Below are 26,542 nucleotides of genomic sequence, written 5' to 3'. Positions count from 1 at the left end.
CAACCAAGGACAAGATATGTTCAATCAACACTCCGTGGAAATCGAATGGGCAGGCCGCCCGCTGAAGCTCGAGACCGGCAAGGTTGCCCGTCAGGCTGATGGCGCCGTCATCGCAACCTACGGCGAGACCATGGTTCTCGCGACTGTGGTTTCCGCTAAGTCTCCGAAGCCGGGTCAGGATTTCTTCCCGCTGACGGTCAACTATCAGGAAAAGACCTACGCAGCCGGCAAGATCCCCGGTGGTTACTTCAAGCGTGAAGGCCGTCCGAGCGAAAACGAAACGCTGGTCTCGCGCCTGATCGACCGCCCGATCCGTCCGCTCTTCCCTGAAGGTTACAAGAACGACACCCAGGTTGTCGTCACCGTTATCCAACACGACCTGGAAAACAATCCTGACATCCTCTCCACGATCGCCACATCCGCGGCGCTCACGCTTTCCGGCGTTCCCTTCATGGGCCCGGTCGGCGGCGCGCGCGTTGGCTACATCAACGGCGAATATGTTCTGAACCCGCATCTCGACGAGATGGATGAGTCGGTTCTGGACCTGGTTGTTGCCGGCACGCAGGACGCCGTCCTGATGGTGGAATCGGAAGCCAAGGAACTCAACGAAGACGTCATGCTCGGCGCGGTCATGTTCGGTCACCGCGGTTTCCAGCCCGTTATCGATGCGATCATCAAGCTCGCCGAAGTTGCCGCCAAGGAACCGCGCGAATTCGAACCGGAAGATTTTTCCGCTCTCGAAAACGAGATGCTGGCACTCGCCGAAGCTGAACTGCGCGACGCTTACAAGATCACCGAAAAGGCCGCCCGTTACGCCGCCGTCGACGCCGTCAAGGCTAAGGTAAAGGCGCACTTCCTGCCGGAAGAAGGCGAAGCCAAGTACACGCCGGAAGAAATCGGCGCTGTCTTCAAGCACCTTCAGGCCAAGATTGTTCGCTGGAACGTTCTCGACACCAAGAGCCGCATCGACGGCCGCGACCTGTCGACCGTTCGCCCGATCGTTTCCGAAGTCGGCATTCTGCCGCGCACGCACGGTTCGGCGCTCTTCACCCGCGGTGAAACCCAGGCGATCGTTGTTGCGACCCTCGGCACCGGCGAAGACGAGCAGTATGTCGACAGCCTCACCGGCATGTACAAGGAACGCTTCCTGCTGCATTACAACTTCCCGCCCTACTCGGTCGGTGAAACAGGCCGCATGGGCTCTCCGGGCCGTCGTGAAATCGGCCACGGCAAGCTCGCATGGCGCGCTATCCGTCCGATGCTGCCGACTGCCGAACAGTTCCCCTACACGCTGCGCGTCGTTTCCGAAATCACCGAATCCAACGGCTCCTCGTCGATGGCAACGGTTTGCGGCACCTCGCTGGCGCTGATGGACGCAGGCGTTCCGCTTGCCAAGCCGGTTGCCGGTATCGCCATGGGCCTCATCCTCGAAGGCGACCGTTTCGCGGTTCTTTCCGACATCCTCGGTGACGAAGACCACCTCGGCGACATGGACTTCAAGGTCGCAGGTACGGCTGACGGCATCACCTCGCTGCAGATGGACATCAAGATCGCCGGTATCACCGAAGAGATCATGAAGATCGCTCTGGAGCAGGCACAGGGTGGCCGCAAGCACATTCTCGGCGAAATGGCCAACGCCATCACCGAGAGCCGCGGTCAGCTCGGCGAATTTGCGCCGCGCATCGAAGTGATGAACATCCCGGTCGACAAGATCCGTGAAGTCATCGGCTCCGGCGGCAAGGTCATTCGCGAAATCGTCGAAAAGACCGGCGCGAAGATCAACATCGAAGACGACGGCACCGTCAAGATCGCTTCTTCTTCCGGCAAGGAAATCGAAGCGGCCCGCAAGTGGATCCACTCCATCGTTGCGGAACCGGAAGTCGGCGCCATCTATGAAGGCACGGTTGTCAAGACCGCCGACTTCGGCGCTTTCGTCAACTTCTTCGGCGCCCGTGACGGCCTCGTCCACATCTCGCAGCTCGCTTCCGAGCGTGTTGCCAAGACCTCCGACGTCGTCAAGGAAGGCGACAAGGTCTGGGTCAAGCTGATGGGCTTTGACGAGCGTGGCAAGGTTCGCCTGTCCATGAAGGTTGTCGACCAGGAAAGCGGCAAGGAAATCGTTGCCGACAAGAAGAAGGAAGACGGTGAAGCCGCTGCCGAATAAGGCCGCGCCACCAGATCCTGTCGAGGCGCGGGTTTTGCCCGCGCCTTTTTTCTATTCTACCGTGAGGATGCTCCCATGAGCCGTGACGCCGTAAAAACCCTTTTCCATCCCTTTGCCTCTGACATGCTTGCCATGCCGAAAGACGGCGAACGCGTTCTTTTTCTGGGAGCGGAGGCGGGTCCGCGGCTCGACGGTTTCGACGCGGAAATCGTCGCGGTTCAGCATCTTCGGCCGCTCTATCGCGCTCTTGAGGCTCAGGGTGCAAAGGTCACTCCGGATATTTCGGGCGAAGATTACGATGCGGCGCTGCTGCTTTGCGGCAAACACCGCGGCGAAAATGAAAACCGTGTCGCTGAAGCGCTTTCCCGGGTGAAGGCCGGCGGCCTGATCGTCGCAGCCGGATCGAAGGAAGACGGTATTCTGACGCTGCGTAAGACGCTGACAAAGCTCGGCATCGAGGTGGACTCGACGCCGAAATATCACGGCGTCGCCCTGTGGTTCAAACGGCCGGACGATATCTCTGCCGTCGTGTCGAAACTTGCTCAGAAGCCCGTGACGGTGGAAGGCCGCTTCACCGCCCTTCCCGGCATGTTCTCGCATGACCGCGTGGATGATGGTTCGGAACTGCTCGCATCGCGCCTGCCGACCGATTTCGACGGCAATGCTGCCGATTTCGGCGCCGGCTGGGGTTATCTCTCCATCATGCTGGCGGAAAAATCGCCGCGCACGGCCCGTATCGATCTGTTCGAAGCGGATTGGAATGCGCTCGAATTCGCCAAGACCAATCTTCTCGAAAACAACCCTCGCCTGACGGCGCGTTTCTTCTGGCAGGATCTGGCAAACGAGCCGCCGAAGGAGAAATACGACCTCATCATCATGAACCCGCCTTTCCATTCAAGTGGACAGGCGGCAGAGCCGGCGCTGGGTCAGGCCTTCATCAAGGCTGCGGCCGGGGCGCTGCGCAGCGGTGGCAAGTTGCTGATGGTCGCCAATCGCGGGCTGCCCTATGAGCCGGTGCTGGCAGCAGAATTCCGCACCAGCACGGAAGTATGCCGAAATGCCCGCTTCAAGATTCTGAGCGCGCAGAAGTAAGAAAATCAGCTCAATAGCCAGGCCCATAGCGACACGGAAAGGACACCGGTCGCCGTGGATATGCTGATGGTTGAGGCCGCAACGCTGTGGCCGATGCCGAAACGGTTGGCGATGAGCCAGGCATTCACGCCCGTTGGCACCGACGAGGTGAGGACAAGCGCCGCCGTCCATTCACGGCTTAGCCCAAGTACGTGGCCCATGGCCCAGACACAGGCTGGCAGGAGCAGCAGTTTAAAAAAAGTCATGGTGACGGCAATGCCCATATTGCCGCGGATGGTGTATTTCGTCAGCGCCATGCCCAGCGAGATCAGGGCTGCGGGTCCTGCCATGGAGGCGATCTGATCCACCACTGTTTTCAGGACAGGCGTCAGCGCCAGACCGGAAACGTTGGTCGAAAGCCCTATGACGAGGCCAATCACAAGAGGATTGGTGACGAGATTTCTGCCGACCTGCTTGAAGACCGCGGCCGTGCTGCGCTTTTCTCCACCGATTGCCTTGTGCGTTGCATTTTCCATCAGGATCGTGCCGGCGATCATCATGACCGGCAGGTGGATGGCGAGCAGGATGGAAAGGGCAACCAGCCCTTCGTCGCCCACGGAGCGACCGACAAGAGGCAGGCCAATGAAGATATTATTCGCAAAGGCCGAGGAGATGCCGGCAATGACGGCGATGCGGACATCCTGCTTGAACACATGGCGGGTGACGATATGCCCGACTGTCCAGGTGACGGCCACGCCAGCAAAATAAGTGAGCCAGAGCCGGAACGGCGAGGCACCGTGGAAATTCGCTTCCGCAAGGGTGCGGAAAATCAAGGTCGGCACGGCGATCTTGAAGACGAAGTCGCTCAAGATCTCTCCTGCGTCTGCCCGGAAGAGGCCAGCTCTCACGGTCAACCAGCCGATCAGGATGAGAATGAAAATCGGGGCGACATTCGCGGCAACGGCAGACATGGAGGGAAAGCTTTCGCGGCTTTTGCGGGAGGATACTCCGCTTTAGAGCCTTTTCGGCCGGAATGGAATCGCGAAAACGCTTCATGTTCCGGTTTTAATCGCGGCATGGAAGGCTGGGCAGCCTTCGCACCACATCTACCGGGCGGGCGTCCGGCCCATGCGATGGTGACGTCTGCCTAAAAGAAAAAGCGGGGTCTCCCCCGCCTTTTATGTCCGTTATATGCCGCCAGTACATCCGTGGCGGAGATAACGGTTGAGCCAGAAGACCTCATGTCTTCCACTTCGGTACGCATTCACACACCTCTGCTCTGGTCGCAGAGATAGCTTAACCATATTACAGGCAAATGACGCGTTTTCTTCTTTCGCGCAGAACCGCATATTTCCGCTTTAGGCTTTTCTTGCAGCCAGAAATGTTTAAGACCTTTGAAAAAAGACGCACACCCCGTGCGAACCGGATAGGGCCAATGACGAAATTTGACGTACTGACTGTCGGCAATGCCATCGTCGACATCATTTCCCGCTGCGATGACCGCTTTCTCAACGACAATGCCATTACCAAAGGGGCGATGAACCTCATAGACGCAGAACGGGCAGAGCTGCTTTATTCGCTGATGGGGCCGGCTCTCGAAGCCTCCGGCGGCAGCGCTGGCAATACGGCGGCGGGTGTGGCGAATTTCGGCGGCAAGGCTGCCTATTTCGGCAAGGTGGCGGAAGACCAGCTCGGCGAAATCTTCCAGCACGACATCCGCGCTCAGGGCGTTTATTTCGAAACCAAGCCGCAAGGCACCTTTCCGCCAACGGCCCGTTCGATGATCTTCGTGACCGAAGATGGCGAGCGTTCGATGAACACCTATCTCGGCGCCTGCGTCGATCTGGGCCCTGAGGATGTGGAAGATGACGTGGTGGCGCAGACCAAGGTCACCTATTTCGAGGGTTATCTGTGGGATCCGCCGCGCGCCAAGGATGCGATCCGCGAATGCGCCCGCATTGCTCATGAAAACGGCCGCGAAGTTTCCATGACGCTTTCCGACAGTTTCTGCGTCGGCCGTTACCGTGAGGAGTTTCTCGATCTGATGCGCTCCGGCACAGTGGATATCGTTTTCGCCAACAAGCAGGAAGCGCTTTCCCTTTATGAAACCGACGACTTCGAGCTTGCGCTGACCAGGATCGCCGCCGACTGCAAGATCGCGGCGGTGACGATGAGCGAAGAAGGCGCGGTTATCCTGCGCGGCACGGAACGCGTAAAGGTGGATGCCTATCCGGTGCATGACGTGGTCGACACGACGGGTGCGGGCGATCTTTTCGCCGCCGGCTTCCTGTTCGGTTATACGCAGGACCGGTCGCTCGAAGATTGCGGCAAGCTTGGCTGCCTTGCGGCTGCCGCTGTCATTCAGCAGGTCGGGCCTCGTCCCATGTCATCGCTGAAGGCGCTTGGCGAGAAGCACGGCCTTATTTAAAGGCTTCACCCGGGTAAGCACCCCAGATTTCGCCCTGCGAAACCCAGCCCGAGGCCTGACCGGCCTCGGCGCGACACCAGTCCCCATTGCATTCGCCGATCCTGAAGACCACGCCCGGCTCAAGCCGTGCGACGACGGCTGCGCCGGACTGCGCCTCGCGACGCATGTTGACATAGACTTCCTTGCCCTTGCCGCGCATCCATGGGGCAGCGACGGCCGTGCGCTCACCGGAGAGGAGGGCCTGGTTGACCCAGCCTTCCGTCCCATCGGCATCACGGATGCGCCGCCAGTTTTCATATTCCTGGATGATCTCGACCGGCATCCCGGATTTCAGATACATCCATGACACGGCGTAATCCGTGCTCGGACCGATGCGCATGTTCACGCGTTTGGATTTCAGGCTGACGAAACGCGGCAGCGGCAGGCCGCTGGCGCCTTTCGCGGCGCCCTGCGCCATGGCGTCGGTTGCCGCACCGAGGAGGCCCAAAGACAATGCAATGCAAACAATAGAAACCACACTGCGCATGCCCATTTCCGTTTCCCGCCTTCTGCAAACCGGATGATATTTAAGGAGGCTCGTTTCCACATGCCTCAAGCTTCAGCGAGTTTTGTTTGTCTTCGCCGGTGGGTCTGGTAGAAACGCCCTGATTGAAAGAAATTATCGCTCTTTCTGGTTAATGACTTCTGAACAAGGCAGCGGCAAACGATGACCCCCAAGAAGAGACCGACAGTCTATATCACCCGCAAATTGCCTGATGTCGTCGAAACCCGAATGCGCGAACTTTTCGACGCAGAACTCAATATCGATGACACTCCGCGCAGCGAGGAAGAACTGGTCGCCGCCATGCAGCGGGTGGACGTGCTGGTGCCAACGGTCACCGATCGCATTACCGCCCCGATGATCGAGCAGGCTGGACCGCAGCTGAAGCTGATCGCGAGTTTCTCCAACGGCATCGACCATGTGGATGTGGACGCCGCGGCCCGCAAGGGCATCACCGTGACGAACACGCCCAACGTACTGACCGAGGACAGCGCCGATATCACCATGGCGCTGGTGCTGGCCGTACCGCGCCGCATGATCGAGGGCACACGCGTGCTTGCCAATGGCGCGGATGAGTGGCTCGGCTGGTCACCAACCTGGATGCTGGGACGGCGCATTTCCGGCAAGCGTATCGGTATTGTCGGGATGGGCCGCATCGGCACCGCGGTGGCGCGGCGCGCCAAGGCTTTCGGGCTTTCCATTCACTATCACAACCGCAAACGCGTCAATCCGGCGACGGAGGCGGAGCTCGAAGCGACCTATTGGGACAGTCTCGACCAGATGCTGGCGCGGGTGGACATCGTTTCGGTCAACTGCCCTTCGACGCCCGCGACCTATCACCTGATTTCCGCCCGGCGACTCGCGCTGATGCAGCCGACGAGCTACATCGTCAATACCGCGCGCGGCGACATCATCGATGAGGCAGCGATGATCCAGTGCCTGCGCGAGGGCAAGATCGCCGGCGCTGGACTGGATGTCTACGAGAACGAGCCTGCGGTGAACCCCAAGCTCATCAAGCTTGCCAAGGAAGGCAAGGTGGTGCTGCTTCCACATATGGGTTCAGCGACAATCGAAGGCCGCATCGAGATGGGTGACAAGGTCATCATCAATATCCGCACGCTGTTCGATGGTCACCGCCCGCCGAACCGGGTGCTGCCCGGGCGAAACTGAGTTCTGAGACAGAGGCCCGAAGATCGGACCTCCCGGTTCTTGTCAATCGCGCCGGAGGGAAGTCGCTTCAGCCGAGGATCTTGGTCATCTCGATCGAGGTCGTGCGATCATATCCCGCATGGGCATTTTCTGCCGTCTTGACGAAACCCCAAGCCCCGAACTTTGCATGATTGGCGACAAGCTCAATCCGAGTTTCCAGCCGTAGCGCCGGCAGCGCCAGTTCACGGGCCAAGGCCTCGGCTTGCGCCAGCAACATTTTACCGATGCCCTTTCCCTGCGCTTTCGGGGAAACGCACAATTTGCCGACGTAAAGACAGGATGGCGGCTCCGGCCTGCAGAAAAGGCAGCCCAGCAGTTCATTCCCGTCCAAAACCACGAAAGCAATCTCCGCCCTTGCCTTTTCGGCGAGATTTTCAGGCGTCAGGCGATGGGCTGAAGATGGTGGGTCGATGACGCCATCCATGTAAGCGAAGGACGTCATGATAAGCGCCAGCAATTCATGCCAGCGGTCGAAGTCGTCCCCAATTCTTTTGATTTCCATCATGTTTTCTTTGTCCCTTGACGCCGCTTGTATCGCACTGTTTCGAAACGCGCCGATAGGGCGTCATAGAGGAGCAGACGGCCAATCAGCGGTTCGCCGGCACCGGTGATCAGCTTGATCGCCTCCATGGCCATCAGCGTGCCGATAACGCCGGTCAGCGCGCCGACAATCCCTGTTTCCGCACAATTCGGGATGAGGCCCTGCGGCGGCGGCTCGGGAAACAGGTCACGATAGCCGGGTAGCAACGTGCCTTCGGCATTTGTCTCATAGGGCTTCAGCACCGTCACAGAGCCATCAAACCGGCCAACGGCGCCCGTCACCAGCGGCCTTTTTGCCGTTTCCGCCGTGTCCGCTGCGGAATATCGCGTGTCGAAATTGTCCGATCCGTCAATCAGGAGATCGAAGGATTGCAAATGATCATGCGCCCAGACCTGCGAAAAGCGGCCTTCATACACGATTGTACGCACATGAGGGTTAAGGCGAGCGATGGCCTTTCGGGCACTTTCCGTCTTCTGCTCGCCAATCGTCCCGCTATCGTGGATCACCTGGCGCTGAAGGTTGGAGAGAGACACGACATCATCGTCGATCATGCCGAGTGTGCCGACCCCGGCGGCGGCGAGATAATGAAGCACCGGCGCGCCAAGACCACCCGCCCCGATGACCAGCACGCGCGCGGCCTTCAGCCGTTGCTGGCCTGCACCGCCGATTTCCGGCAGCAGGATATGGCGTTTATAGCGTTCTATTTCTTCCGGGCTCAGCGGGTCCATGTCGCACTCCCTCTCTTTGCCTTCATGCGGTGATGCTCCCGTGGGATACATTGAAGAATTGTGCCCGCTCGCCAAGGGCGGAGAACATGGCCGCATCCGTTCCAGTCATGAAACTCTGTCCCCCCAGCGCGTGGATGAGATCGAACAGGGCCGCCCGCCTGCCCTCGTCCAGATGAGCGGCAATCTCGTCCAGCAGCAGAACCGGTGCATAACCCGTCATGTTGGCGGTCAGCTGCGCATGCGCGAGCACCAGACCCACCAGCAGCGCCTTCTGCTCCCCGGTCGAACAGCGTTCGGCTTCCATGTCCTTTTCCGCATGCCGCACGAAGAGATCGACACGGTGCGGCCCATCAAGCGTGCGCCCGGCGGCGGCGTCCCGGTAGCGACCTTCACGCAGCATCAAGCCATATTCGTCTTCCAGATCGACGGCGGGACGGTTCAGGCCATCATCCATAAAGCCGGAAAGCGACAGCATCGCTGAGGGGAAGGCCGCATCGCCCGTCCGCCCTTCGATCAAACTCCGGAGCAGGCCGAGCATCTCATAACGGGCAACCGCCATGGAGATGCCGAGTTCAGCCATCTGCTTTTCGATACCATCCAGCCAGACCGGATCAAAACGGCCCTCGGAAAGCAGTCTGTTACGCCCACGCATCGCTTTGTCAAAATCGCTGGCGCGTCGACCATGGGCGGGATCAAGCGATAGCACAAGCCGGTCAAGGAAACGCCGGCGGTCAGACGATGAGCCTGTAAAAAGGCCGTCCATGGCGGGGGTGAGCCACAGGACACGCAGATGGTCGGTCAATTCATCGACGGATTTGACTGCCGTGCCGTTCAGCCGCAGCCGGCGCGACACCACCTCGCCATCGCCTTCAATCCCCGTGCCGATCGCGACCTCGCCATCCATGCCATCGACATCTGCGAAAATAGAAAAGCCGGTGGCTTCCGCACCCACGCGTGTGACGTCGGACAGGACCGCGCGGCGAAGTCCGCGTCCGGGCGACAGAAACGACACCGCCTCCAGAAGGTTGGTCTTGCCGGACCCATTGTCGCCGGTCAGCACCACATGGCGTTCATCCAGGGAAAGCGATGCCGCCGCGTAGTTGCGGAAGTCCGTGAGTTTCAGTCGGGAAAGCGAGACCTTGTTCGTCATGGTTACGGCCTAAAACGAAGCTGCCCCGATGGCAAGGCGGCTCTTGCCCATGTTTATTGCCTAGCGCCGAAACCATGCGAATTATTCAGTAGTGGCAACTTTTTTAGCGGGCGGCTATTTATAGCCGGTTCGTTATCACCGGTAACTCTTCCATGCGTCTCCTTCTGCCTCTTTTCATCATGCTCGGTCTTCTTTCCTCCTGCGCCGGACGGCCGGGAGCGGACGTGCTGCAAGCGGTCGACACCAGGGCGAAGGATGCCAAAATCGTGACCGCCTATGTGGCAAGCACGCGCGAAAGAAGCGAGGAGGCCAAAAAGGGCTTCAGTGCGCTCAGAGCGGCCGAACCGAATTATGCCCGCTTCGACATTTCGATACCACCCACCCACAAGAGCGGAAAAATTGAGTGGTCGACCGGCAAACCCGACGCGAAGAAGGATTTTGTCGTCACGCAGGCGCAGATGTTGAGCAAGGCTCGTTTCAACGATGACCTCGGAGATATCACCCGCTCCGGCAAGCAGATTGCGCTTTTCGTGCATGGCTATAATTACAGCTATCAGGAAGCGCTTTTCCGGGCAGCGCAGATGGCAGCCGATGCCAATCTGGATGGTGTGCCGCTGGTATTTTCCTGGCCCTCGCAGGCGAATGTCGCCGGCTACGTTGCCGACAAGGAATCGGCGACCTACTCCCGTGACGCACTCGCCAATCTGCTGACAGACCTCACACGCCGTTCTCCACGCAAGAACATTGTCGTTTTCGGCCATAGCATGGGCGGCTGGCTGGTCATGGAAGCGCTACGCCAATTGCGTTTCGAGGGGCGAAGCGACGTTATTGCCAAGCTGCAGGTGGTTCTTGCCGCGCCCGACATCGATGCCGATGTCTTCCGCAAACAGATCGAGGTGGTTGGCCGGCTCAACCCGCCGCTCACCGTTCTGGTTTCCAAGGACGACCGCGCCCTGAAAGCCTCCTCCATACTGGGCGCAGACGTCACGCGGATCGGCGCACTTGACGTCACGGATCCGAAGGTGCAGGACGCCGCCCTCAAGGAGGGCGTTCAGTTCGTGGATATTTCCAAGCTGAAGGCGTCGGACCCGCTCAACCACGACCGCTATGCTGCTTTGGCGTCACTCGTGCCGCAGCTGGAGGCAAGCCGCAACGGCAATGGACAAAACGGCATCGGCCGTGCGGGCGCTTTCGTGTTCGATGCTATCGGCGCGACCGTATCGAGCCCCTTCCGGCTTGCCAGCCAGGTGGTGAACCCGCAGTAAAAATACTGCGGGTTACCCAAAGGTTTCAGAAGTCCCAGTCTTCGTCCTCGGTCGCGACCGCCTTGCCGATGACGTAGGACGAGCCGGAGCCGGAGAAGAAGTCGTGGTTCTCATCCGCGTTGGGCGAGAGCGCTGAAAGGATCGCCGGATTGACCCGGCAAGCCTCGGCGGGAAACAGTGCCTCGTAACCCAGATTCATCAGGGCCTTATTGGCGTTGTAGTGCAGGAACTGCTTGACGTCCTCGGTCAGGCCGACGCCGTCATAGAGGTCCTCGGTATATTTTGCCTCGTTATCGTAAAGCTCAAGAAGCAGGTCGAAGGCGAAATCCTTGATCTCCTGCCTTTCGTTTTCATTAAGGCGGTCTACCGCCCTTTGGAACTTGTAGCCGATATAATAGCCGTGCACGGCCTCGTCGCGGATGATGAGGCGGATCAGGTCCGCCGTGTTGGTAAGCTTGGCGCGGCTTGACCAGAACATCGGCAGGTAGAAGCCGGAATAGAACAGGAAGCTTTCCAGAAAGACGCTGGCGATCTTTTTCTTCAGCGGATCGCCGCTGTCATACTCCCGCATGATGAGTGCGGATTTGCGCTGCAGGAACTCGTTTTCCTCCGACCAGCGATAGGCATCATCGACGTCAGGCGTGAGGCAGAGCGTCGAGAAGATCGATGAATAGGAACGGGCGTGCACCGCTTCCATGAATGAAATGTTTGAGAGAACCGCCTCCTCATGCGGTGTTGCCGAATCTGCCATCAGGCGCACCGCGCCGACGCCGTTCTGGATTGTGTCCAGCAATGTCAGGCCGGTGAAGACACGGATCGTCAGTTTCTGCTCCTCGGGCCTCAGTGTTCCCCAGGAGGGGATGTCGTTGGAAAGCGGCACTTTTTCCGGAAGCCAGAAATTCGAGGTCAGGCGGTTCCAGACTTCCAGGTCCTTGTCGTCCTCGATGCGGTTCCAGTTGACCGCGCGGATGCGGGACACGGGTTTTACGGCGATGTTCATGGACTTTTCCCTCAAATCAGAGCGTGCAGGAAACGCAGCCCTGAACCTGCGTGCCTTCCAGCGCCATCTGGCGCAAACGGATGTAGTAGATGGTCTTGATGCCATTCTTCCAGGCATAAATCTGTGCCCGGTTGATGTCGCGGGTCGTGGCCGTATCACGGAAGAACAGCGTCAGAGACAGGCCCTGATCGACATGCTGGGTAGCCGCCGCGTAGGTATCAATGATCTTTTCAGGGCCAATCTCATAGGCATCCTGGTAATACTCGAGATTGTCGTTCGAGAGATAAGAAGCCGGGTAATAAACTCGGCCGATCTTGCCCTCTTTACGGATTTCGATCTTCGAGACGATCGGATGAATGGAGGATGTGGAGTGGTTGATATAGGAGATCGAGCCTGTCGGCGGCACGGCCTGAAGGTTCTGGTTATAGAGGCCTGATGCCATGACCTCCTGCTTCAAGACCTTCCAGTCTTCCTGCGTCGGAATGGCGATACCGGCCTTTTCGAACAAGTCGCGGACCTTTTCCGTCGCGGGCAACCATTCCCGGTCGGTATATTTGTCGAAATATTCGCCCGAGGCATATTGGGAGTTTTCAAAGCCCTTGAAGCTCTGGCCTCTTTCCACCGCCAGCCGGTTGCTGGCGCGGATAGCGTGATACGTCACGGTGTAGAAATAGATATTGGTGAAATCTATGCCTTCCTCCGAGCCATAAAAGATGCGCTCGCGCGCCAGATAACCGTGCAGGTTCATCTGACCGAGCCCGATGGCATGGCTTTCGTCATTTCCCTTTTCAACAGACGGAACGGAGGAGATATGGCTCATGTCCGACACCGCCGTCAGTGCCCTGATGGAGGTTTCAATGGTCTTCCCGAAATCGGCCGAATCCATTGCCGCGGCGATATTCAATGAACCGAGATTGCAGGAAATATCCTTGCCCATGTGACTATAGGAGAGATCGGCGTTGAACGCGCTCGCTTCGCTGACCTGCAGGATTTCCGAGCAGAGATTGCTCATGCTGATGCGACCGGCAATCGGATTGGCGCGGTTCACCGTATCCTCAAACATGATGTAGGGATAACCGCTCTCGAACTGGATTTCGGCGATCACCTGGAAGAATTCGCGCGCCTTGATCTTCTTCTTGCGGATGCGGCTGTCGGCGACCATCTCGTGGTATTTTTCCGTCACCGAGATTTCGGTGAAGGGCACGCCGTAGACCCGCTCCACATCATAGGGGGAGAACAGATACATATCCTCGTTGTTGCGGGCGAGCTCGAAGGTGATGTCGGGGATGACAACGCCGAGCGACAGGGTCTTGATGCGGATTTTTTCGTCGGCGTTTTCACGCTTGGTATCGAGGAAACGCATGATGTCGGGGTGGTGGGCATGCAGATAGACAGCACCCGCGCCCTGGCGGGCGCCGAGCTGGTTGGCATAGGAAAACGAATCTTCCAGTAGCTTCATCACGGGTATGACACCGGAGGACTGGTTTTCGATCTGTTTGATCGGCGCGCCAGCCTCGCGAATATTGGTCAGTGAAAGGGCAACGCCGCCACCACGCTTGGAGAGCTGCAGCGCCGAATTGATGGAGCGGCCGATGCTTTCCATATTGTCTTCCACGCGCAGCAGGAAACAGGAGACCAGCTCGCCGCGGCTCTTCTTGCCCGCGTTCAGGAACGTCGGGGTCGCCGGCTGGAAGCGGCCGGAAATGATCTCGTCGACCAGATTGCGTGCCAGCTGCTCATCACCGCGCGCAAGGGAAAGCGCCACCATGCAGACGCGATCCTCGTAACGCTCCAGATAACGTTTTCCGTCGAAAGTCTTCAGCGTGTAGGAGGTGTAATATTTGAACGCACCGAGGAAGGTCGGAAAGCGAAACTTCCGGGCATAGGCCTCGTCATAGAGGTCACGAACGAAATTGAAGGAATACTGGTCCAGCACCTCCTGTTCGTAGTAGCCCTCCGCTACCAGATAATCGAGCTTTTCCCTGAGGTTATGGAAAAACACCGTGTTCTGGTTGACGTGCTGGAGGAAATATTGACGGGCAGCAAGACGATCCTTGTCGAGCTGGATTTTTCCGTTCTCGTCATAAAGGTTCAACATCGCGTTCAGCGCGTGGTAGTCCAGGCCTGCATCGAGCGGCGTCTGGCTTGCGGCTGTTGGCTGTTTGGTGTCCTTGCGCAGCGCGCTAGCGGTCAGCGTGTCCAAAATCGTTCCAATCCATGTTTGACGTTGGCGACATCCTCCTCAGTGCCGAGAAGCTCGAAGCGATAGAGAAACGGCACTGCGCATTTGCGCGAGACGATATCTCCGGCGGATGCGAAAGCTGCGCCAAAATTGGTGTTTCCCGCCGCGATGACGCCGCGAATGAGATTGCGGTTGGAGGGCTCGTTTAAAAACCGGATGACCGGCTTCGGCACGGCACCCTTGGTGCCGCCGCCGCCATAGGTGGGCGTGACGAGCACATAGGGTTCCGACACCTGAGGCACGTCATCCTCAGCGCCGAGCGGCAGGCGAAGCAACCGCCGCCCCAGTTTCAGAAGGAAACGATGGGTGTTTTCGGAACGACTGGAATAATAGACGATCAGACCCATCGCCTGCCGCCTCAGCCGATCGAGCCGATCATGTCCGGCCGGAACCCCGCCCAATGGCGTTCACCGGCAACCACCACCGGAACCTGCATGTAACCGAGACCACGGACATGATCGAGAGCGTCAGCATCTTCGGAAATATCGACGATCTCATAGGGAACGCCTATGCGGTCGAGTGCGCGATAGGTGGCGGTGCACTGGACGCAGGCGGGTTTGCTGTAAACGGTGATGGTCATAATTTCCCTTTCGAAGCCATTTTGGACGCGGCAAAGCGTTGCCGATTGCAATCGCAATCGGGCGGCGGTGGTTTTGTCATTCAGGTGGGGCGTGCTCTCTCGGAGTTTCCTTGGGAAATCCGACTGGGTTCTCCTGGAACTGCTGAAAGCCGCAGAAAAATCACTCCCTACGCAGACGAGCGTAGCAACTCAAAAATATGCACTGGCATGACTTCACCCCGAAGCTTGTTCTGGAGGGGGCAGAAAAGGGCGCACGCAAATCATCTGCGTCTACACCTTCCTCCGGACACCCCGCCCGTGGACGTTTGCGCTCAAGGCAGGTCTCCTGACTTGCGGGTCACAACATCTATTCCGGCCTTCCCGGAGCGCTCAGCTCCAGTGACTCAAATCGGAACGATGCTCGCCGCTTACAGTTGCGGGGGCAGTTTCGGCCTTGCTTCACCACGATGGCGTCACGCACCGAATTCCCGTCTTAGCTCCCAATCCTTGCGAATCGGAAGAACCTCGAACACCACATATAGTATATGAGGAAATTTTCTCGTCAATAAATAGACACACAAAAGCCCCGCCCTGTGGATCAAAAAGATTCAACGCATGGTCAACAATGACTTAACGGCAGGCCGGACACACCGCGCGGGAGATGAAGATCTTAATCTATTCCCAGATATCGATATGGATATCGGCGGGACGGGCGTTTTCGATCACCCTCTTCCCGTTGGGAAGATCGTTTGCGAAAAGCTTGGCGTGGATCTGAGCTGCATCGAGACCATAACCCAGCCATCTGTTTCGCAGCCTCTCTTCCAGCACCGCGACGGACGGACCCACGAAGATAGTGAGATCAAAGCTTCCGGAAAGGTTTGTCCAGGGCGCTTCGTTCAGCAGCAGATAATTGCCCTCGGCGAGGATGAAGCGTGTTTCCGGAGCAATCGCACGGGCAGACGCAATGGCGATTTCACGGGAGCGATCAAACACCGGGACAAGCACCTCCTGCCCGCCCTTGCGAACGGCGGAGACGATATCGAGGAAGCCACGCACATCGAATGTTTCCGGCGCACCCTTCCTTGGCAGCAGTCCTCGCTCTTCGAGGATGCCATTGTCCATATGGAAGCCGTCCATGGGCAGAATGGCGGCCGTTTCGCCCCGTGCGCGCAAGGCGTCGCAAAGAGCATCCGCCAACGTGGATTTGCCGGCCCCAGGGGGACCGGCAATCGCGACGATGAAACGGGAGTGGCCTTCTGCCCGCTGAAGAACCTCTTCGACGATCGTCTCAAGCTTCAGCGTCATGCGGCAAGCGTTTCCTTCGGTGCTTCCTTGGCGCCGGTCATGAAGGCGACGGCATCCGACATGGAATAGTCCTTCGGATTAATGACGCACAGGCGCTTGCCAAGCCGATGGATATGGATGCGGTCGGCAACCTCGAAAACATGCGGCATGTTATGCGAAATCAGAACGATCGGCAGGCCGCGGGAACGCACGTCGAGAATAAGTTCCAGGACACGGCGGCTTTCCTTGACCCCAAGCGCGGCAGTCGGTTCGTCGAGGATCACGACCTTGGAACCGAAGGCGGCTGCACGTGCCACGGCGACGCCCTGGCGCTGACCGCCCGAGAGGGTTTCCACCGCCTGATTGATGTTCTGGATCGTCATCAGGCCGAGTTCCGACAGTTTTTCGCGGGCGAATTTTTCCATGGCCGGACGATCCAGCGCGCGGAAGAGGCTGCCCTGTATGCCGGGCTTACGGATTTCCCGGCCAAGAAACATATTGTCGGCTATGGAAAGTGCAGGAGACAAGGCCAGGTTTTGATAGACGGTTTCAATACCCGCCTTGCGCGCCTCAATCGGCGAACGGAACTGCACAGGCTGGCCCTCCAGCCGGATTTCCCCCTCATCGGGCGTAACCGCGCCTGAAATCGCCTTGATGAGAGAGGATTTTCCGGCGCCGTTGTCGCCGATCACGGCCAGGATTTCGCCCGGATAGAGATCGAAATCGGCGTGATCCAGGGCCGTTACACGGCCATAGCGCTTAACGAGATTGCGTGCTGTGAGAATGGGTTCTTTTGTCATCAGCCTGCTACCTTTCTGATCCACTGGTCGATTGCGACAGCCAAGATGATGAGGACGCCGATCAACAAATAGGTCCATTGCGGGTCTGTCCCGATAAGCCTGAGGCCGAGCGAAAAGACGCCGACGATCAGGGCGCCGAAGATCATGCCCATGATGGAGCCGCGTCCACCGAACAGTGATAAACCGCCGATAACCACCGCCGTGATGGATTCGATATTGGCGAATTGGCCAGCAGTCGGCGAAACCGACCCGATGCGGCCGATGAGAGCCCAACCGGCAAAGGCGCAGATGAGGCCTGACAGGGTGTAAACAGTGGTCAGCATACGTTTGACATTGACACCGGCGAGCTCTGCGGCATCCGGATCGTCACCCACGGCATAAAGATGGCGGCCCCAGGCGGTGCGGTTCAGGACATACCAGAGCAGAGCAACAAGCAGAACCATGGCGATGACGCCGTAGGTGAAGACCGCATTGCCTATACGAAGATTGGCGCCGAAAAATTGCAGGATCGGTGCCTGCTGGGCAATGTCCTGAGCCCGGATCGTCTCATTTGCGGAATAGAGGAAGTTGGTCGCGAGCACGATCTGCCACATGCCAAGCGTGACGATAAAAGGCGGCAGGCGCATGCGCGAAACCAGAACGCCGTTTATGAAGCCGCAAAATGCGCCAACGGCGAGACCACAGAGAATGGAGAGCTCCGCTGGCAGACCGTAACGGAAAGTGAACTGCCCCATGACGACCGAGGACAGAACCATGATCGCGCCGACCGAAAGGTCGATGCCCGCCGTCAGGATGACCAGCGACTGTGCCGCGCCGACGATGCCGACGATCGCGACCTGCTGCAGGATGAGGGTCAGCGAAAAGGCCGAGAAAAACTTGCCGCCGAGGAGCAGGCCGAAAATAATCAGCGACAGCACCAGAACGATAAGCGGCACGGCTGCCGGGCTGGAATGGAGAAAGTGCTGGAATTTTTCCAGCGCGCTCTTGTCGTGCGTATCGAAAGCGGCGACCTGCGTCGAACTTCCGGAGAGCACTTTTTCAAATTCATTATGCGGCTGAGCCCGCACCGGCTGATCGCTCATGGATTTTCCTCCCGATCGCTCCATCGCATCCGCCCTGACACCGAGGTCTATCTCCAAAGAGAGTGATGCGTAGATTTCAAAGTGTTGAAGCGGCCTTTGTCATCCCCGAAGGGCGCGCAACGCGCTCGTTTATTCCTTTGTCCGATCCCCCGGATCGTGCCTGATATTCATTCTGGCCCAAGGGCGGGGGCACGAATGCCCCCGCGGGTTTCAACGGTGAGGCATCAGCCCCAGCATTTGTTGAGACCTTCCTTCGTATCGATCGAGTCGAGGCCCTTGACCGGCTTGTCGGTTACCAGCGTCACGCCGGTGTCGACAAAGTTCTTGCCTGCTGTCGGCTTCGGCTTTTCACCCGTGTCCGCAAACTTCTTGACGGCTTCGACGCCAAGCGCCGCCATCAGCAGCGGATATTGCTGCGAGGTCGCGCCGATAACGCCCTCCGCGACGTTCTTGACGCCCGGGCAACCACCATCGACGGAAACGATCAGCACGTCCTTTTCACGGCCGACGGCCTTCAGCGCCTCATAAGCGCCGGCAGCCGCAGGTTCGTTGATGGTGTGGACGACATTGATGGTCGGGTCCTTCTGCAGCAGATTCTCCATCGCCGCACGGCCGCCTTCCTCGTTACCATTGGTGACATCGTGGCCGACGATACGCGGGTCGTTCTCGTCACCGATCTTGTTGATGTCCTTCACATCAATGCCAAAGCCCTTCATGAAGCCCTGGTTGCGCAGCACATCCACAGTCGGCTGGGAAGGGGTGAGGTTGAGGAAGGCGATTTTTGCGTCCTTGGCCTTGTCGCCCAGCGTGCCGGCGGCCCACTTACCGATCAGCTCGCCAGCCAGAAGATTGTCGGTGGCAAAGGTGGAATCAGCGGCATCGACAGGCTCCAGAGGCGTGTCGAGGGCAATGACCAGAAGCCCCGCATCACGTGCCTTTTGCACGGCCGGAACGATGCCTTTGGTATCCGATGCTGTGATCAGAATACCTTTGGCGCCATCGGCGATGCAGGTCTCGATCGCTGCGACCTGGCTTTCGGAATCGCCGTCGATCTTGCCTGCGTAGGATTTCAGCGTCACACCAAGCTCCTTGGCCTTGGCAGTCGCGCCTTCCTTCATCTTGACGAAGAATGGATTGGTGTCGGTCTTGGTTATGAGGCAAACAGATGTGTCGGCGGCGGAAGCGGCGGAAGCGAAAGAAACGCCAAGCGCAAGCGCGCCCAGAAGAGCGGAAACAGTGGTCTTCATGAGATCCTCCCAATGGATATTTGAGCACCTATTCGGCTACCCGACGATCTCGTCTCCTCCGAGAACAATGATCGTTAGCTCCGATGGAACCACCAAAGGAAACGGCTGTCAATAAATAAATCCGATTGAATTATTAATTCTGTGTGGCATTCTGAGGCCCGGCATGGAGGAATATCGCCAATGACGTTTACGTTGCGATAGCAAGATTGCCATAAAGCCAGCTGTATCGGCCGCGGCAGATATGGAAGGCGGGAGGATGACATTATGAGACAATCTGTCGAGACGGCGCAGCAAGCGCCGCCCACTACCATGGATATGAGCGGTGGCGCCAACCAGATCGGTGTGCGCGCTTATAACGAGCGGCTTGTGCTCTCCCTCGTTCGCCGCCATGGCGGGTTGTCAAAAGCCGAAATTGCCAGACTTTGCGGTCTCTCCGCGCAGACCGTTTCGGTTATCATGCGCTCACTCGAAAAGGACGGGCTTCTCATTCGCGGCGAAAGGCTGCGCGGCAGGGTCGGCCAACCATCGACCCCAATGCGCCTCAATCCCGACGCCGTGTTCTCCTTCGGCGTCAAGATCGGCCGGCGCAGCGTCGATCTGGTGTTGATGGATTTTGTCGGCCACATCAGGCTCAAGCTCCGCAGGACCTACCCCTATCCGCTACCGGAATGGATATTGCCCTTCGTGATCGAGGGTATGGCGGAACTGGAATCGAAGCTTTCCCCCGCAGAACGGCAGAAAATAGCCGGTGTGGGTATCGCCGCCCCGTTCGAACTCTGGAACTGGGCGCAGGAGGTCGGGGCGCCGCAGATTGAGATGGAACGGTGGCGGGATGTCGATATTCGGGCGGGCATCGCCGAAAACGTCAGCTACCCGGTGTTTCTGCAGAATGACGCAACCAGCGCCTGCGGTGCTGAACTGGTATTTGGTGCGGGCCAGAATTATACCGATTTTCTCTACGTCTTTATCGGCTCCTTCATAGGCGGCGGCGTGGTCCTGAATTCAGCGCTGTTTTCCGGAAAGACCGGTACCGCAGGCGCAATCGGCCCACTGCCCGTCCAGGGGGAGGATGGTAATACCGTTCAGCTCCTCAAAATCGCATCCATCTTCGTTCTTGAGAACATGCTGCGCGAAAGGGGCATCGATCCGCGACCCCTCTGGTTCTCGCCCGACGAATGGATCGATTTTGGCGAGCCGCTGGAAAGCTGGATCGGAAAAACTGCGGCAGCCCTAGCCCAGGCTGTCATCGCCGCAGCATCCATCATCGATTTTTCCAGCGTCATCATTGATGGCGGCTTTCCGGACTGGGTCAGGACAAGGATCGTTGCGGCCACCCGGGAGGCGCTCAAACGCCACGATCTTCAGGGCGTCACGCTGCCGGAGATCGTCGAAGGCGCCGTCGGCAGCCAGGCGCGTGCAATCGGTGGCGCCAGCCTGCCCTTGTTTTCTCGCTACCTCATCGATCAGAACGTTCTGTTTAAAGACACGACCGGCTGACCCGGCTCATGTGACTTATTCCGGCGGGATTTCCTCTGGGTGTCGGCCGGTCAGTCGCTGGCGGCATGCTGCATGATCGCCTCAAGAAAGGCCGGACCGTAACGTTCCAGTTTGGTATCCCCCACGCCTGGAATCTGCGCCATATCCTTCACGGAGACAGGTTTTGCGGCGGCAAGCTCGATGAGCGTCTTATCGTGAAAAATCACATAAGGCGGAACGTTCTGTGCGCGGGCGATTTCCATGCGTTTTGCGCGCAGAACCTCGAAGAGGCCGCGGTCAGCGTCTGGCAGGGCGGCAGATGCGGCGTTTCGCGGCGCCTGCTGCCGGGCTGCACGGGGCGCAGATGGTATTCTCAGCATCAGCGACGGTTTTTCACGCAGGAACTGCCTCCCGTCGGCGGAAATGGACAATCCGCCATGTCCGGACAAATCGACATCAATCAGTCGCAACGCGACCAGCTGGCGAAGAATGGCGCGCCAAGTGCGATTGTCGTGCTCCTTACCGATGCCATAAGTGGTTATGCGATCATGCCCGAATCGGGAAATCTTTTCGTCTTCGAGGCCCAGCAGGACGCGGATGACATAGGCTTGTCCGAATCTTTCTCCGGTGCGGTAAATACAGGAAAGCAGTTTTTGTGCGGCTATGGCACCGTCGAACAGATCCGGCGGCTCTGTGCATGTATCGCAATTGCCGCATGGCTCGCATCTGTCGCCGAAATAGGAAAGCAATATCTGCCTGCGGCAGCTTGCCGTCTCCGCAAGACCGAGCAGCGCATCCAGCTTCTGCCGCTCCATATGTTTGCGCTGATCCGCGGCGTCCGATTCCTCGATGAAACGATTACGCAACGCAATGTCTTCATAACCGTAGAGCATGAGCACGTCGGACGGGAGACCATCACGGCCTGCGCGGCCGGTCTCCTGATAATAGGCTTCAATGCTGCCGGGCAGATCAATATGGACGACAAAACGTACGTCCGGTTTGTCGATGCCCATGCCGAAGGCAACCGTCGCGACGATGATGACGGCTTCGCCGTGCTGGAAACGGGTCTGGTTCTCCTCCCGCGCGGCTTTGTCCATGCCGGCATGATAAGGCAGTGCGTCACGTCCTTCTTCGCGCAGCCAGGCGGCCGTTTCCTCGACCTTGCGTTTCGACAGGCAGTAAACGATGCCGCTTTGGTCTTCCCGGTCTTTCAGAAAACGTTTGATCTGAGCGCGGGGATTATCCTTTTCCATGATCGCGTAGCGGATATTGGGACGATCGAAACCCGCGATGAAGGCATCGTCCTCTTTGATATCCAGATGGCCGAGGATCTCGGCGCGGGTAGGCTCGTCGGCTGTCGCCGTCAGCGCCATGCGCGGCGTCTTCGGAAAACGCTCGATAAGCAGATCGAGTTGGCGATAGGGCGGACGGAAGTCGTGCCCCCATTGCGAAAGGCAGTGAGCCTCGTCGACAGCGATTAGCGACAGATCAATGGATTGAAGTGCCTCGAGAACCTCCGGTTTGAGAAGGGTTTCCGGCGCAGCATAGAGAATATCGACATTTCCGGAGCGCATGGCCTGCCAGAGCGCACGCCGCTCTTCTGGCGAAAGGTCGGAGTTGAGTGCCTCGGCCCGCACGCCGGCCTGCCGAAGCGCCGCCACCTGATCGACCATCAACGCGATCAGCGGCGAGACGATCAGCCCCATGCCTTTGCGGGCGAGCGCCGGAATCTGGTAACACAGTGACTTTCCGCCACCCGTCGGCATCAGCACGAAGGCGTTGTTTCCAGCCATGACATGCCGAATGATTTCCGCCTGTCGCCCACGGAAGCTGTCATAGCCGTAAACGGTCTTGAGGATTTGCAACGGATCGTCGTTCACGGCTTCTTCTTCTGTGTCTCGAGGATGGCGCATCATCGCCAGTTTCGGTTCCATGGCAATCCCGAATGTGGAATTGGCCGCTAAGACAGAAGCGGTGTCAGGCGTTGGCGTACAGAAACCGCTTGAGGCACGCCAACATCACAAGCCATCCGGTCGGGTCCTCCCCGGAGGGACGCCTGGAACGAGCGGCTTCCTGTATGGCTTCAGATTGCACGGCTTCGGGCCAGGGTGCATCCGAGACTTTGTGAAGCCGGGTTGTTTTCGGATTGTTCGACTGTGTTTGGGTGCATCCACTTGCGCGCGTGCTCGGGGGCGGATTTGTGCTAGTGTTATGCTATGCCCGAAACGCAAGAAAGCCCTCTTTTGGGAGAGGGCTTTCGTGTTTACTTTCTTCGTAATTTTGGTTGCGGGGGCAGGATTTGAACCTGCGGCCTTCAGGTTATGAGCCTGACGAGCTACCGGGCTGCTCCACCCCGCGTCCAGCGCATTCGGCAAGGCCGAATGTCGCGGTTACGTCGTTGCTTTAGCGACGACGGATCTTTGCCGGAGTAAATTGCGGAGCAATTTATCTCCTGTAAGGGACGCACTTGGCGTTTTCCTTAAGTTTTGTCTTAAACTGCAAAAGGCCGCTTTTGGCGGCCCTTTTTTTTCGGCTGGGCCGAGGGATGTGATGAGAAGATTTTGATGCGTTTTGCAGACCTGGCAGCGACCTACTCTCCCGCGTCTTGAGACGAAGTACCATTGGCGCTGGGGCGTTTCACGGCCGTGTTCGGAATGGGAACGGGTGCAGCCGCCCCGCGATAACCACCAGGTCGGCAAAACGCAACATTGTTCATGTTTTCACATGAACGTTGTTTTCGAGAAGCTGGAGAGCTCAAGGCTCTATTTAATTTACACGTCGTTTCTGTGACTTATCCGTATGTTGCCTTGCTCGAGGTCGAGCGTGGCGCCCATACAGGACGCTAGTCCGTCGCCAATCGTTTGGCGCGCCGTCTGCAGCGTAGTGGCCGAAGGCCACGTCAGCGTGAAGACAGAACAGATCATCAAGCTTCGCTTGATGAGCATGAACAATGGGAACGAAGAAGTCGATCGAGCTATTAGTAACGGTAAGCTTCACACATTGCTGTGCTTCCACACCCGTCCTATCAACGTGGTCGTCTTCCACGGCTCTGATAGGGAACACTCGTTTTCAGGTTGGTTTCCCGCTTAGATGCCTTCAGCGGTTATCCATTCCGTATATAGCTACTCTGCTATGCCCTTGGCAGGACAACAGATCCACCAGAGATACGTCCATCCCGGTCCTCTCGTACTAGGGACAGATCCTGTCAATATTCCTACACCCACGGCAGATAGGGACCGAACTGTCTCACGACGTTCTGAACCCAACTCACGTACCGCTTTAAATGGCGAACAGCCATACCCTTGGGACCTGCTCCAGCCCCAGGATGCGATGAGTCGACATCGAGGTGCCAAACAACCCCGTCGATATGGACTCTTGGGGGTCATCAGCCTGTTATCCCCGGCGTACCTTTTATCCGTTGAGCGATGGCCCTTCCACACGGGACCACCGGATCACTATGACCGACTTTCGTCTCTGCTCGACTTGTCAGTCTCGCAGTCAGGCTAGCTTATGCCATTGCACTCGACGACCGATTTCCGACCGGTCTGAGCTAACCATCGCGCGCCTCCGTTACTCTTTCGGAGGCGACCGCCCCAGTCAAACTACCCACCATACACTGTCCCGGATCCGGATAACGGACCGCGGTTAGACATCCACGAAGATAAGGGTGGTATTTCAAGGATGGCTCCACAGAAACTGGCGTCCCTGCTTCAAAGCCTACCACCTATCCTACACATGCCTTGGCGAATGCCAGTGTAAAGCTATAGTAAAGGTGCACGGGGTCTTTCCGTCTGACCGCAGGAACCCCGCATCTTCACGGGGAATTCAATTTCACTGAGTCTATGTTGGAGACAGCGGGGAAGTCGTTACGCCATTCGTGCAGGTCGGAACTTACCCGACAAGGAATTTCGCTACCTTAGGACCGTTATAGTTACGGCCGCCGTTTACTGGGGCTTCAGTTCAGAGCTTGCACCCCTCCCTTTAACCTTCCAGCACCGGGCAGGCGTCAGACCCTATACGTCGTATTGCTACTTCGCAGAGCCCTGTGTTTTTGATAAACAGTCGCTACCCCCTGGTCTGTGCCACCCCATCATACTTGCGTACAAAAGGGTCACGCTTCTTCCGAAGTTACGCGTGCAATTTGCCGAGTTCCTTCAACATAGTTCTCTCAAGCGCCTTGGTATACTCTACCTGACCACCTGTGTCGGTTTCGGGTACGGTCTATACGGTGGAGCTATTTCCTGGAACCTCTTCGCCGCCCAACCAATCCAATAAGGTTGAACAACACACGAGATCCGTCACTACCACCAGGCCCACGAATATTAACGTGGTTCCCATCGACTACGCGTGTCCGCCTCGTCTTAGGGGCCGGCTAACCCTGCTCAGATTAACTTTAAGCAGGAACCCTTGGTCTTTCGGCGAGGGAGTCTCTCACTCCCTTTATCGTTACTCATGTCAACATTCGCACTTCCGATATCTCCAGCAGCCCTCACGGGTCCGCCTTCACAGACTTACGGAACGCTCCGCTACCACTTGCATTGCTGCAAATCCTCAGCTTCGGTGCATGGCTTTAGCCCCGTTACATTTTCGGCGCAAAGACCCTTATTTAGACCAGTGAGCTGTTACGCTTTCTTTAAATGATGGCTGCTTCTAAGCCAACATCCTGGTTGTTTTGGGATCCTCACATCCTTTCCCACTTAGCCATGACTTGGGGACCTTAGCTGGAGGTCAGGGTTGTTGCCCTTTTCACGACGGACGTTAGCACCCGCCGTGTGTCTGCCGACTAGTACTCCTCGGTATTCGGAGTTTGGTTAGGATCAGTAAGACGGTGAGTCCCCATAGCCCATCCAGTGCTCTACCCCCGAGGGTATTCGGTCGACGCTCTACCTAAATAGATTTCGCGGAGAACCAGCTATTTCCGAGTTTGATTGGCCTTTCACCCCTAGCCACAAGTCATCCCGAACTATTGCAACAGTTATGGGTTCGGCCCTCCAGTTGGTGTTACCCAACCTTCAGCCTGCTCATGGCTAGATCACTCGGTTTCGGGTCTAATGCAACTAACTCAATCGCCCTGTTCAGACTCGCTTTCGCTGCGCCTACACCTACCGGCTTAAGCTTGCTAGTTACACTAAGTCGTTGACCCATTATACAAAAGGTACGCCGTCACCCTTGCGGGCTCCGACTGTTTGTAGGCATCCGGTTTCAGGTTCTATTTCACTCCCCTCGTCGGGGTGCTTTTCACCTTTCCCTCACGGTACTTGTTCGCTATCGGTCATGCACGAGTACTTAGGCTTGGAGAGTGGTCTCCCCATGTTCAGACAGGATTTCACGTGTCCCGCCCTACTCAAGGACAATGACTGTTCTACGCGTAAGGGGCTATCACCCTCTATGGCCGACTTTTCCAGATCGTTCCGCTTTATTCATCATTGCCACTGGCCTGGTCCGCGTTCGCTCGCCACTACTTGCGGAGTCTCGGTTGATGTCCTTTCCTGCAGGTACTTAGATGTTTCAGTTCCCTGCGTTCGCTTCTTACCCCTATGTATTCGAAAGTAAGATACCTTATCACAATGCTTGGAAACCCAGGCCGTTCGTTAAAACAGACTGGATTTTCCAAGCATTTAAGGTGGGTTGCCCCATTCGGAGATCCATGGATCAAAGCTTATTCGCAGCTCCCCACGGCTTTTCGCAGCGTATCACGTCCTTCTTCGCCTGTGCATGCCAAGGCATCCACCAAATGCCCTTAATTCACTTCTTC

At 57.8% G+C, this 26,542-nt stretch carries 20 protein-coding genes, 1 tRNA gene, 2 rRNA genes and 1 riboswitch; of the genes, 6 read left to right on the top strand and 17 right to left on the bottom strand.

Annotated elements, in window-relative coordinates:
* The first annotated feature begins 16 nt into the window (after window positions 1-16).
* On the top strand, window positions 17-2,164 hold the full coding sequence (gene pnp, locus ACZ47E_RS12610) for a polyribonucleotide nucleotidyltransferase (protein ID WP_278067124.1): 2,148 nt from the start codon (window positions 17-19) through the stop codon (window positions 2,162-2,164).
* Window positions 2,165-2,239: 75 nt separating this feature from the next.
* Window positions 2,240-3,256: a class I SAM-dependent methyltransferase gene (locus ACZ47E_RS12605; protein ID WP_006699833.1), complete on the top strand. Its 1,017-nt coding sequence runs from the start codon at window positions 2,240-2,242 to the stop codon at window positions 3,254-3,256.
* Window positions 3,257-3,261: 5 nt separating this feature from the next.
* Here the strand turns inward: ACZ47E_RS12605 and ACZ47E_RS12600 are convergent, their stop codons facing one another.
* Entirely contained in the window at window positions 3,262-4,206 is a 945-nt protein-coding gene (locus ACZ47E_RS12600; protein ID WP_004439041.1) for an AEC family transporter, read from the bottom strand.
* A gap of 464 nt (window positions 4,207-4,670) precedes the next feature.
* On the opposite strand from ACZ47E_RS12600, the gene ACZ47E_RS12595 reads away from it, so the two are divergent.
* Window positions 4,671-5,663 (top strand): adenosine kinase, encoded by a 993-nt coding sequence (locus tag ACZ47E_RS12595; protein WP_004439040.1) that lies wholly within the window; start codon window positions 4,671-4,673, stop codon window positions 5,661-5,663.
* On the opposite strand, the gene ACZ47E_RS12590 is transcribed toward ACZ47E_RS12595, so the two are convergent.
* The gene (locus ACZ47E_RS12590; RefSeq protein ID WP_034496360.1) at window positions 5,656-6,189 is read right to left on the bottom strand and encodes an SH3 domain-containing protein; all 534 of its coding nucleotides are present in this window, start codon (window positions 6,187-6,189) and stop codon (window positions 5,656-5,658) included. The two genes, ACZ47E_RS12595 and ACZ47E_RS12590, sit on opposite strands and share 8 nt — an antisense overlap.
* A gap of 180 nt (window positions 6,190-6,369) precedes the next feature.
* Between ACZ47E_RS12590 and ACZ47E_RS12585 the strand changes: the two genes are divergently transcribed.
* Window positions 6,370-7,374 (top strand): 2-hydroxyacid dehydrogenase, encoded by a 1,005-nt coding sequence (locus ACZ47E_RS12585; RefSeq protein ID WP_004439034.1) that lies wholly within the window; start codon window positions 6,370-6,372, stop codon window positions 7,372-7,374.
* A gap of 67 nt (window positions 7,375-7,441) precedes the next feature.
* Here ACZ47E_RS12585 and ACZ47E_RS12580 read toward each other — a convergent pair whose 3' ends face one another.
* The 3 genes from ACZ47E_RS12580 to recF are packed head-to-tail and all read right to left on the bottom strand — an operon-like array spanning window position 7,442 to window position 9,832.
* On the bottom strand, window positions 7,442-7,918 hold the full coding sequence (locus tag ACZ47E_RS12580; protein WP_113380824.1) for a GNAT family N-acetyltransferase: 477 nt from the start codon (window positions 7,916-7,918) through the stop codon (window positions 7,442-7,444).
* Window positions 7,915-8,682, bottom strand: a complete 768-nt coding sequence (locus ACZ47E_RS12575; RefSeq protein WP_278067123.1) for a molybdopterin-synthase adenylyltransferase MoeB — start codon at window positions 8,680-8,682, stop codon at window positions 7,915-7,917. The genes ACZ47E_RS12580 and ACZ47E_RS12575 overlap by 4 nt, the downstream gene beginning before the upstream one ends.
* Window positions 8,683-8,704: 22 nt before the next feature.
* Window positions 8,705-9,832, bottom strand: coding sequence for a DNA replication/repair protein RecF (gene recF / locus ACZ47E_RS12570; protein ID WP_278067122.1), 1,128 nt, complete (start codon window positions 9,830-9,832; stop codon window positions 8,705-8,707).
* Between the two features lie 152 nt (window positions 9,833-9,984).
* On the opposite strand from recF, the gene ACZ47E_RS12565 reads away from it, so the two are divergent.
* Window positions 9,985-11,097: an alpha/beta hydrolase gene (locus ACZ47E_RS12565; RefSeq protein ID WP_464016861.1), complete on the top strand. Its 1,113-nt coding sequence runs from the start codon at window positions 9,985-9,987 to the stop codon at window positions 11,095-11,097.
* Between the two features lie 25 nt (window positions 11,098-11,122).
* Here the strand turns inward: ACZ47E_RS12565 and nrdF are convergent, their stop codons facing one another.
* From nrdF to ACZ47E_RS12525, 8 genes are all read right to left on the bottom strand, one after another.
* Window positions 11,123-12,097: a class 1b ribonucleoside-diphosphate reductase subunit beta gene (nrdF, locus tag ACZ47E_RS12560; protein ID WP_004439022.1), complete on the bottom strand. Its 975-nt coding sequence runs from the start codon at window positions 12,095-12,097 to the stop codon at window positions 11,123-11,125.
* 16 nt (window positions 12,098-12,113) lie between these two features.
* Window positions 12,114-14,300, bottom strand: a complete 2,187-nt coding sequence (nrdE, locus tag ACZ47E_RS12555) for a class 1b ribonucleoside-diphosphate reductase subunit alpha (protein ID WP_427832842.1) — start codon at window positions 14,298-14,300, stop codon at window positions 12,114-12,116.
* Window positions 14,288-14,686 (bottom strand): class Ib ribonucleoside-diphosphate reductase assembly flavoprotein NrdI, encoded by a 399-nt coding sequence (nrdI, locus tag ACZ47E_RS12550; protein ID WP_004439016.1) that lies wholly within the window; start codon window positions 14,684-14,686, stop codon window positions 14,288-14,290. The genes nrdE and nrdI overlap by 13 nt, the downstream gene beginning before the upstream one ends.
* Before the next feature lie 11 nt (window positions 14,687-14,697).
* Window positions 14,698-14,919 (bottom strand): glutaredoxin-like protein NrdH, encoded by a 222-nt coding sequence (gene nrdH / locus ACZ47E_RS12545; RefSeq protein WP_004439013.1) that lies wholly within the window; start codon window positions 14,917-14,919, stop codon window positions 14,698-14,700.
* A 298-nt stretch (window positions 14,920-15,217) separates the two neighbouring features.
* A riboswitch (cobalamin riboswitch) is annotated at window positions 15,218-15,441 on the bottom strand.
* Between the two features lie 132 nt (window positions 15,442-15,573).
* A complete protein-coding gene (locus tag ACZ47E_RS12540; protein ID WP_022555336.1) occupies window positions 15,574-16,203 on the bottom strand; it encodes a nucleoside triphosphate hydrolase in 630 nt (209 codons plus the stop codon).
* A complete protein-coding gene (locus ACZ47E_RS12535) occupies window positions 16,200-16,982 on the bottom strand; it encodes an ATP-binding cassette domain-containing protein (protein WP_004439010.1) in 783 nt (260 codons plus the stop codon). The genes ACZ47E_RS12540 and ACZ47E_RS12535 overlap by 4 nt, the downstream gene beginning before the upstream one ends.
* Window positions 16,982-18,064, bottom strand: coding sequence for an ABC transporter permease (locus tag ACZ47E_RS12530; RefSeq protein WP_004439008.1), 1,083 nt, complete (start codon window positions 18,062-18,064; stop codon window positions 16,982-16,984). The genes ACZ47E_RS12535 and ACZ47E_RS12530 overlap by 1 nt, the downstream gene beginning before the upstream one ends.
* 224 nt (window positions 18,065-18,288) lie before the next feature.
* Window positions 18,289-19,311 (bottom strand): sugar ABC transporter substrate-binding protein, encoded by a 1,023-nt coding sequence (locus ACZ47E_RS12525; protein ID WP_004439006.1) that lies wholly within the window; start codon window positions 19,309-19,311, stop codon window positions 18,289-18,291.
* A 264-nt stretch (window positions 19,312-19,575) separates the two neighbouring features.
* Between ACZ47E_RS12525 and ACZ47E_RS12520 the strand changes: the two genes are divergently transcribed.
* Complete coding sequence (locus ACZ47E_RS12520) at window positions 19,576-20,808, top strand: ROK family transcriptional regulator (protein WP_004439004.1); 1,233 nt, start codon at window positions 19,576-19,578, stop codon at window positions 20,806-20,808.
* 50 nt (window positions 20,809-20,858) lie between these two features.
* Here ACZ47E_RS12520 and recQ read toward each other — a convergent pair whose 3' ends face one another.
* From recQ to ACZ47E_RS12500, 4 genes are all read right to left on the bottom strand, one after another.
* Window positions 20,859-22,667 carry a DNA helicase RecQ gene (gene recQ / locus ACZ47E_RS12515; protein WP_278067483.1) on the bottom strand — a complete coding sequence of 603 codons (1,809 nt, stop codon included), beginning with the start codon at window positions 22,665-22,667 and terminating at the stop codon, window positions 20,859-20,861.
* Window positions 22,668-23,068: 401 nt separating this feature from the next.
* Window positions 23,069-23,145: transfer RNA gene (locus ACZ47E_RS12510), tRNA-Met, on the bottom strand.
* A gap of 219 nt (window positions 23,146-23,364) precedes the next feature.
* A 5S ribosomal RNA gene (gene rrf / locus ACZ47E_RS12505) occupies window positions 23,365-23,479 on the bottom strand.
* A 264-nt stretch (window positions 23,480-23,743) separates the two neighbouring features.
* Window positions 23,744-26,542: ribosomal RNA gene (locus ACZ47E_RS12500) — 23S ribosomal RNA — on the bottom strand.

This window comes from Agrobacterium sp. 5Ca39 (genome assembly GCF_055382365.1).
Note: the sequence above shows the minus strand (reverse complement) of the source record. Positions and strands in the feature narration are given on the sequence as shown.

What these genes read in the sequence shown, in the direction of transcription:
- pnp (WP_278067124.1), top strand. Translation starts at nt 17, where the DNA reads ATGTTCAATCAACACTCCGTGGAAATCGAATGGGCAGGCCGCCCGCTG.
- ACZ47E_RS12605 (WP_006699833.1), top strand. Translation starts at nt 2,240, where the DNA reads ATGAGCCGTGACGCCGTAAAAACCCTTTTCCATCCCTTTGCCTCTGAC.
- ACZ47E_RS12600 (WP_004439041.1), bottom strand. Translation starts at nt 4,206, where the DNA reads ATGTCTGCCGTTGCCGCGAATGTCGCCCCGATTTTCATTCTCATCCTG.
- ACZ47E_RS12595 (WP_004439040.1), top strand. Translation starts at nt 4,671, where the DNA reads ATGACGAAATTTGACGTACTGACTGTCGGCAATGCCATCGTCGACATC.
- ACZ47E_RS12590 (WP_034496360.1), bottom strand. Translation starts at nt 6,189, where the DNA reads ATGCGCAGTGTGGTTTCTATTGTTTGCATTGCATTGTCTTTGGGCCTC.
- ACZ47E_RS12585 (WP_004439034.1), top strand. Translation starts at nt 6,370, where the DNA reads ATGACCCCCAAGAAGAGACCGACAGTCTATATCACCCGCAAATTGCCT.
- ACZ47E_RS12580 (WP_113380824.1), bottom strand. Translation starts at nt 7,918, where the DNA reads ATGATGGAAATCAAAAGAATTGGGGACGACTTCGACCGCTGGCATGAA.
- ACZ47E_RS12575 (WP_278067123.1), bottom strand. Translation starts at nt 8,682, where the DNA reads ATGGACCCGCTGAGCCCGGAAGAAATAGAACGCTATAAACGCCATATC.
- recF (WP_278067122.1), bottom strand. Translation starts at nt 9,832, where the DNA reads ATGACGAACAAGGTCTCGCTTTCCCGACTGAAACTCACGGACTTCCGC.
- ACZ47E_RS12565 (WP_464016861.1), top strand. Translation starts at nt 9,985, where the DNA reads ATGCGTCTCCTTCTGCCTCTTTTCATCATGCTCGGTCTTCTTTCCTCC.
- nrdF (WP_004439022.1), bottom strand. Translation starts at nt 12,097, where the DNA reads ATGAACATCGCCGTAAAACCCGTGTCCCGCATCCGCGCGGTCAACTGG.
- nrdI (WP_004439016.1), bottom strand. Translation starts at nt 14,686, where the DNA reads ATGGGTCTGATCGTCTATTATTCCAGTCGTTCCGAAAACACCCATCGT.
- nrdH (WP_004439013.1), bottom strand. Translation starts at nt 14,919, where the DNA reads ATGACCATCACCGTTTACAGCAAACCCGCCTGCGTCCAGTGCACCGCC.
- ACZ47E_RS12540 (WP_022555336.1), bottom strand. Translation starts at nt 16,203, where the DNA reads ATGACGCTGAAGCTTGAGACGATCGTCGAAGAGGTTCTTCAGCGGGCA.
- ACZ47E_RS12535 (WP_004439010.1), bottom strand. Translation starts at nt 16,982, where the DNA reads ATGACAAAAGAACCCATTCTCACAGCACGCAATCTCGTTAAGCGCTAT.
- ACZ47E_RS12530 (WP_004439008.1), bottom strand. Translation starts at nt 18,064, where the DNA reads ATGAGCGATCAGCCGGTGCGGGCTCAGCCGCATAATGAATTTGAAAAA.
- ACZ47E_RS12525 (WP_004439006.1), bottom strand. Translation starts at nt 19,311, where the DNA reads ATGAAGACCACTGTTTCCGCTCTTCTGGGCGCGCTTGCGCTTGGCGTT.
- ACZ47E_RS12520 (WP_004439004.1), top strand. Translation starts at nt 19,576, where the DNA reads ATGAGACAATCTGTCGAGACGGCGCAGCAAGCGCCGCCCACTACCATG.